General features: G+C 70.9%; 5 protein-coding genes and 1 pseudogene. All 6 read left to right on the forward strand.

Annotated features, from left to right (window positions below; translation table 11 throughout):
- A partial coding sequence (locus tag ACWCRB_RS48270) for a ketoacyl-synthetase C-terminal extension domain-containing protein (protein WP_451002137.1) occupies nt 1-1,029 on the forward strand: 1,029 nt, incomplete at its 5' end.
- Entirely contained in the window at nt 1,026-1,952 is a 927-nt protein-coding gene (locus tag ACWCRB_RS48275) for an AfsA-related hotdog domain-containing protein (RefSeq protein ID WP_451002138.1), read from the forward strand. The genes ACWCRB_RS48270 and ACWCRB_RS48275, both read left to right, overlap by 4 nt.
- 187 nt (nt 1,953-2,139) lie before the next feature.
- A complete protein-coding gene (locus tag ACWCRB_RS48280; protein WP_451002139.1) occupies nt 2,140-2,832 on the forward strand; it encodes a TetR/AcrR family transcriptional regulator in 693 nt (230 codons plus the stop codon).
- A gap of 370 nt (nt 2,833-3,202) precedes the next feature.
- A complete protein-coding gene (locus ACWCRB_RS48285; protein WP_451002140.1) occupies nt 3,203-4,897 on the forward strand; it encodes an acyl-CoA dehydrogenase family protein in 1,695 nt (564 codons plus the stop codon).
- A gap of 43 nt (nt 4,898-4,940) precedes the next feature.
- Nucleotides 4,941-6,236 (forward strand): cytochrome P450, encoded by a 1,296-nt coding sequence (locus ACWCRB_RS48290; protein ID WP_451002141.1) that lies wholly within the window; start codon nt 4,941-4,943, stop codon nt 6,234-6,236.
- Nucleotides 6,237-6,455: 219 nt separating this feature from the next.
- Nucleotides 6,456-6,899 (forward strand): annotated as a pseudogene (locus ACWCRB_RS48295) (alcohol dehydrogenase catalytic domain-containing protein); the annotation flags it as partial.
- Between the last annotated feature and the right edge of the window lie 34 nt (nt 6,900-6,933).

The raw sequence follows: 6,933 nt of genomic DNA on the forward strand, positions 1-6,933 counted from the left end.
CTGGGAGACCCGATCGAGGCACACGCGGTACTGGCCACCTACGGACAGGACCGGCCCGCCCACCGGCCACTCCTCCTGGGCTCGTTGAAATCCAACATCGGACACGCCCAGGCCGCAGCAGGCATCGCCGGGCTGATCAAAATGGTGACGGCCATGGACCACGCCACCGTGCCCGCAACCTTGCACGCCGACACACCCAACCCGCACATCGACTGGTCGACGGGCGCCGTCCAACTGGCCACCCGCAGCCAGGACTGGCCGGACACCGGACGGCCCCGCCGGGCCGCGGTCTCGTCGTTCGGCATCTCCGGAACCAACGCCCACATCATCCTCGAACAGGCACCGCCGGCCCCCGACCCGCCCCGGCACCCCGCGCCCGCCGTGCCCTGGGTGCTCTCGGCGAAGACCCCGCAGGCACTGGCCGCACAGGCCACCCGGCTGCTCGCGTACCTGGAGGGAACGGACTCGGACATCGACCCCGCGGACGTCGGACTCACCCTGCTCACCCGGGCACGGTTCGCCCACCGCGGCGTCGTGCTCGGCACGGACCGGGACGAACTGCTGACGGGGCTGCGCGCCTTCACCGACGCACCGCAGCCGGGCACCGTGATCGGACGGACCACGCTGCGCGACCCGGCCGAGAGGTTCGTGGCCGGCGGCGCGGTCGACTGGGCCGAGGTGTTCGCCGGAACCGGCGCGCGACGGGTCGACCTGCCCACCTACCCCTTCGCCCGGCAACGCTTCTGGCCGGCACCGGCCACGACGGACGCCACCACCGAGCGGGCGAGCGACATCATCACCGCGGTGCGCACCGCCATCGGCGACGTGCTCGGCGCACACGGCACAGTCGGCCTCGACGACGACATCGTCGCCTGGGGACTCGGCTCGCTGGCCGCCGTGGAACTGCGGGGCCGGCTGCAGGCGTTGACCGACCTGCACATCAGCATGACCGACATCTTCGACAACCCGACGATCCGCTCACTGGCCAAGGTCCTGGACGAGCGCCGTCGGCCCGGGAGGCCGCAATGACCACCGATCCCGCCGCCACCCTCGGCTTCGACCAGTTGGTGCCGCCCGTGCTGGTGAACCGGCGGTCGGCCCGTGAGGTGTTCGTCACCGACCACGCGCGGGCCGGCGCGGAGGGATTCGCGATCGCCGTACGGGTGGCGCACGACCACCCCCTCTGGTCCGACCAGCGGCCGCACCGGCACGACCCCGCGGTCGTGATCGAGGCGTTCCGGCAGGCGTTCGTCGTGGTACGGCACGAGTACCTCGGCGTCCCGCGGGGCACCCCGACGGCCGTGCAACAACTGAAGCTGGCTGTCCAGGAGTTGCACGCGTTCCGTGCCGACGGAACCACACCGCTGCGAGGCGTCATCAAGGTACGCGTCACGCGCACCGGCGACACGCTCGACATCGCGGGCGACTTCTTCGTCGGCCCGGTAGTGGCCATGACGCTCTCGTTCGGGAGCATCCTGTTCCCCCGCGACTCCTACCGCGAGATCCGGGACTACCAGCGGTCGCGGCGGGCCGCGGACCCGGGCGGAGCGCCGAAGGCCCAGCCGATCGAGCCCGAGCTGGTCGGGCGGTACGACCGAGGCAACGTGGTGATCGGGCCCGCCGTGCGGCGCAACCGGTTTCCCCTGGTGGTGGACCGGTCCCACCCTTCGTTCTTCGACCGGGACTACGACCACGTGCCGGCATCGCTGCTCATCGAAGCCATGCGGCAGTCCGCGCTGCGCAGCGCGGCGGACTCGGGTCTGCGTACGGGCGAGGCGGCACTGACCCGAGCCGAACTCGAATTCGGCATCTTCGTGGAAACCGACGTGCCCGCCACCTGCTCGGTGTCGGCGACCGGGCAGCAGGGAACGGTGACCGCGTCGGTCGGCATCGATCAGGCCGGCGTCCGCGTCGCGAGCGGAATCCTGGAACTGACCGAGGTGAAGCCGTGACATCCAGCGCCCAAGTGCCGGAAACTCAGGGCCACTTCACGCGAACCACGGTCGCCCGGATACGCCCACGCGGGAGGCGGCTCCTCTCGCATACTGCGGGCATGGACTTACGGACGTCGCAGCGGCGCGACAGGGTTCGCCGTCGTCATGTCGGCCTCCTGCCGACCGTGCACGGCGGAAGGCCGACATGAGCGGCACCCAGCAGCCCGCGGTGTGTCCCCGGTCCTGGGCCGCGGACCGGCCGGGCGGGCCACCACCCCGGCGACGTGATGCGCTGCGCAACCGAGAACTGCTGGTGGAGGCCGCCCGCGATGCGTTCACCGCCGAGGGGCTGCATACCTCGCTGGACCGCATCGCCCGGCGGGCGGGCGTGGGCAGCGCCACGCTCTACCGCCACTTTCCCAACCGTGAGGCACTCGTCGACGAGGTCTACTCCAGCACGCTCACCGACATCATCACAGCGGGCGATCGCGCTCTGGCCGTCCAGAGCGCGTGGACAGGTCTGACGAACTATCTGTACGCGGTGTTCGCGGCTCTGCCCACCGAGCGCGGCGCCGGTTGCCCGGCGGGCCCCTGGCCTGGAGGCGCGACCACCCTGGAGCTGATCCACGTACAGCATCGCCGGACCGTCAACGCCCTGCTCCGGCAGGGCCAGAGGCAGGGCACGATCCGCCCCGATGCCACTGGCGAGGACCTGCTCTTCGCCACCGCCGTGCTGGGCCGAGCCCTGCCCGCACTCCTCACCACCGCGCCCACCGCCTGGCGCCGCCCGCTCGCCCTGCTCCTCGACGGCCTGCGCACCCACCCCGCAGCGTCCCGTCTCCCCACGCCCTCCCTCACCACGGACGAGCTCGACAAGGTACTGCTTCCTGCCCGGTAGCGCCCTGTACGGAGCGCTGCGATGGAGCCGGGGCGAAGAAGCAGATCAACGTCCGCGTCGACGAATCGGTGTACGTGGGCATGGAGGAACGCGCGGCCGTCATCGGGATCACCCGATCGTGCGGGGCCGGTCCGCCCACTTCCGGCATGCCGAGGGTCCGCGGCATGGCAGCGGGGGCCGTCACCCGGTACCGCCGGCGAGGAGCCCGCACCCCAGTCCATGGACCGGGATTCAAGGCTGATGACGGTCTCCGTGGAGAGCCCGTTGCGTTGAGCCGAGTAAGGGGGTCCTGCGGAACTCTCTGGGGTTGGCATTAGGGGTTTGTCCGACTTAGCGTGCCGCGAACAGGCTGAGTTGGAAGGAAGAACCGGTGAACGCAGCCCCGACTTTTCTCACGATTCTCGAATCCGGGCGGCTCCGCTGGGATGTGATGCGGCCATTTCCCGAACAGGCGGAGTTGGACCGGAAAACCGGTGACGAACTCACGGCAGAGCTCGCGGCCTTCGTCGGTGACCGGGTGGATCCGGAGGAGATCGACCGGACGGCGGAGTTGCCTGACGGTCTCCTCGCCGACCTGCGCGACCACGGCTACTTCCGGCTGGTCAACGACGTCGGGCTGGGCGGCCGCGGGCTGTCGGTGTTCAACACCTTCCGCGCGGTGGAGCGCGTCGCGGCGGACTCCACCGCTGTCGGTCAGGTGCTGGCCATCCAGAACGCCGTCGGCGCCCCGGCGCTGCTGGCCGCGCTCCCCGAGGGCCCGCTGCGCGAGATGGTCGCGAGCCGCGTCGCCGCCGGCACCATCTCGGCGTTCGCCGGCACCGAGCCGCAGGGCGCCAACAACGCCTGGCCGGGCCTGACCGCCACGCCCGCCGAGGACGGCTCGGCGTACCTCCTCAACGGCGAGAAGGTGTTCATCGGGAACGGCGACGTGGCCGATCTGGTCGCGGTCCTGGCAACGGTGGTGGAGGGAGGCAGCCGCCGTATGGCGGTGTGCTTCTTCGACGCGGACACCCCCGGCTTCTCCGTCACCGCGCGGCTGCGGTTCATGGGCAGCAGGGGCCTGCCGAACGCCGGGCTGCGCTGTGAGGCGGTGCGCGTGCCCCGGGAACATGTGCTGCTCGGCGACCCTGACGTGGCCGGCTTCCCGCCGCCGGTCGGCGCGATCGCGCTGCAGAGCGCCCTGTTCTTCAACGCCGCCCCCTCCATGGCGATCGCCCGCCGCTGTCTGGCGGCGTCGGTGGAGTTCGTGGCGCGCCGCAGCATCAACGGCCGGGCGCTGGGTGACTACGACCTGATCCAGCGGTTGGTGTCCCAGACAGCGGCGGACGTGTACGCGATGGACAGCGTGCTGCGCTGGTGCCTGCTGGACGCCGGGCCGGCGGACCGGTGGTTCGAGCGGGTCGTGACCAAGAACCTCGCCACCGTGACCGCGTGGCGGATCGCCGACCGTACCGTGTCGCTGCTGGGCGCAGAGGGATTCGAGACAGCGGCCAGCAAGCGCGAGCGGGGCGCGGCGCCGCTGCCCGTGGAGCGTCTGCTGCGGGATGCCCGGGGGCCGCGGATCTCGGGCAACATCGACTTCCTGCTCGACATGCAGGCGACCCGGCGGCTGATCGCGCATCTGGCCGCCCGCCCCGGGAGCGCCGCCGAGGGGCCCGCCGACACCTGTGACGCCACCGGCGCCCGTCTTTCCCCCGCCAACCGCCGCCACTGGGACGCGGCGGCCCAGGGCATACGCCGCCTGCACCGGGCCCTCACCGCCCTCACCGCGCGCCGCTCCGATCCCGAGGAACTCTTCGCCCGGCAGGAGACGCTGCGGGTGCTGGGCCGGGTCTCCGCCGAGCTGTTCGCCATGTGCGCCGTGCTGGCCCGGACGGAGGGCCTCACCGACGGGGAGGCCGACTCCCGCCAGGAGCTGGCGGACGTCTTCTGTGCTGGGGCCCGCCACCGCGTCGCCGGGCTGTGGCGCCGCCTGGCTGCCGCGGACGCCCAGGAACCCGACCACGCCAAGGTCAGCCGCACCCTGCTCGGCGGCTCCGGCCTGGCCTCGCTCACCCGGCCCTGAAACCCCACGACCCCGGCCACAACTCCAAGGGAGATCCCCTCCGATGTCCGACAGTGCCATCGACCTGCTGCCGCCCGTTCTGAACGGGTTCGACCTGACCGACCATGCCAGGTTCGCCACCACCGACGAGGGCTTCCCCTACGGGCTCTTCTCCCGGCTGCGCCGGGAGGCTCCCGTGCTCTTCCATCCCCCCGGCCAGACCGCTGACCAGGAGGGCTTCTGGGTGGTCAGCCGCCACGCCGACATCGCTGCCGTGGCCGACGACCCGGACACCTTCTCCGCCCGGGGCGGCGGCGGCCGTTCCGGCGGCGGCTCCGCGCTGGACGACATCCCCGACGGCGACCGGGCCGGCGCGATGGTCGCGATGCAGGACAACCCGCGCCACCACCTGCTGAAGAAGCTGATGGGCCCGGCCGTGACCAACAGGGTCGCCAGCGTGCTGGAGGCGGACCTGCGGGCCAACGCGACCCGGCTGGTGGACCAGGCCCTGGCACACGACGGCGCCTGCGACCTCGCCAACGACATCACCGAGCCCTACGCCTACCGCAGCATGGCCGTGCTGCTCGGCGTGCCCGACGAGGACCAGGCGAAGGTCGCCGACTGGGCCCACCGTTCTGTCGGCTTCATCGACCGCCGTACGGGCCTGCCGACCGAGAACTCCAAGGAGACGATACTTGCCACCCAGCAGTACGTGCGCGAGCTGATCCGGCGAAAGCAGGCCGCCCCCGAGGAGGACCTGGCCTCGGTGCTGGCGGTCGGCGAGCTGCCCGAGGAGGCGGGGGCCGGGGGCGAGCCTGCGCTGAGCGACCACGAGCGGTTCGCCAACATCCTGCTGCTGCTCCTCACCGGCGCCGAGCAGCCACGGAACACCCTCGCCCGGGGCCTGCTGACACTGGCCCAGCACCCCGAGCAGTGGCGGGCGCTGCGCGAGGACCGCAGCCTGATGCCGGGCGCCATCGAGGAACTGCTGCGCTTCGCCCCGCCCAACCAGTACAACCGGCGTACCGCCACCGTCGACGCGAGCATCGGCGACACCAAGATCCGTGCGGGCGAGAAGGTCTCGCTGTGGTGGCCCTCGGCCAACCGTGACGAGGAAGTCTTCGAGGACCCCTCGCGCTTCGACATCCGCCGGACCAGCAACCCGCACATGTCGTTCGGCCACGGCAACCACTACTGCCTGGGCAGCGATGTGGCCCGGCTCCAGGTCCGGCTGCTGCTGGAGGAACTGCTGGAGCGGGTGGCGGAGATCCGCCCGGCCGGAAAGACCACCTACCAGCCCTGGAACAAGCACACCATCGTTATCGAAATGCCCGTCCAGCTGATACCCGCAGGCGTCTGAACACTTTTCCGTAATGGGATCCCCCGCAGCCTCTCATCCCCCTATGGGGGATGAGAGGTTGCCTTCGTAGGGGGCAAATGAGGGGTTCTCTTCGTAGGGGGCAAATGAGGGGTTCCCTTCCGAAGATTCACGTTCTTACTGTTCTGCCAGCACTCGAAAGAATCTGAGGAAACGCTCAAGAACCGGAAGACCGAGATCCGGAAAAGAAAAGGAAACAGCATGGATTCGCTGGCCGAGGCCGTGGTTTCGGGCGCAGCCCCCGAGCGGCTCGAACAGGAGCCGCTGCCCGCTCACTACACCGCCGCCCACACCCGGGGCGAGGAAGCGGACATCTTCGGCGACGCCCAGGACCGTGACGTCCGCAAGTCGCTGCACGTCGGCGCCGTGCCCATGCCGAGCCTGGCGCCCGACGAGGTGCTGGTGGCGGTGATGGCCAGCTCCATCAACTTCAACACCGTCTGGTCGGCCACCTTCCAGCCGGTCTCGACCTTCGACTTCCTCAAGCGGTACGCGCGCCAGGGCGGCCACGCCGCCCGCCACGACCTGCCCTACCACGTCCTGGGCTCCGACGCGGCCGGCGTCATCGTCCGCGTCGGCGAGGGCGTGCGCCGCTGGCGCACCGGCGACCACGTGGTCGCCTCCTGCACCCACGAGGACGACAGATAGGAAGAGCGTAGTGTTGGGAAAGAATGTTTGT

Source organism: Streptomyces sp. NPDC002156, assembly GCF_053593675.1.

Excerpts from the sequence above, each read along its gene's own strand:
- ACWCRB_RS48275 (WP_451002138.1), top strand. The coding sequence starts at position 1,026 with ATGACCACCGATCCCGCCGCCACCCTCGGCTTCGACCAGTTGGTGCCG.
- ACWCRB_RS48280 (WP_451002139.1), top strand. The coding sequence starts at position 2,140 with ATGAGCGGCACCCAGCAGCCCGCGGTGTGTCCCCGGTCCTGGGCCGCG.
- ACWCRB_RS48290 (WP_451002141.1), top strand. The coding sequence starts at position 4,941 with ATGTCCGACAGTGCCATCGACCTGCTGCCGCCCGTTCTGAACGGGTTC.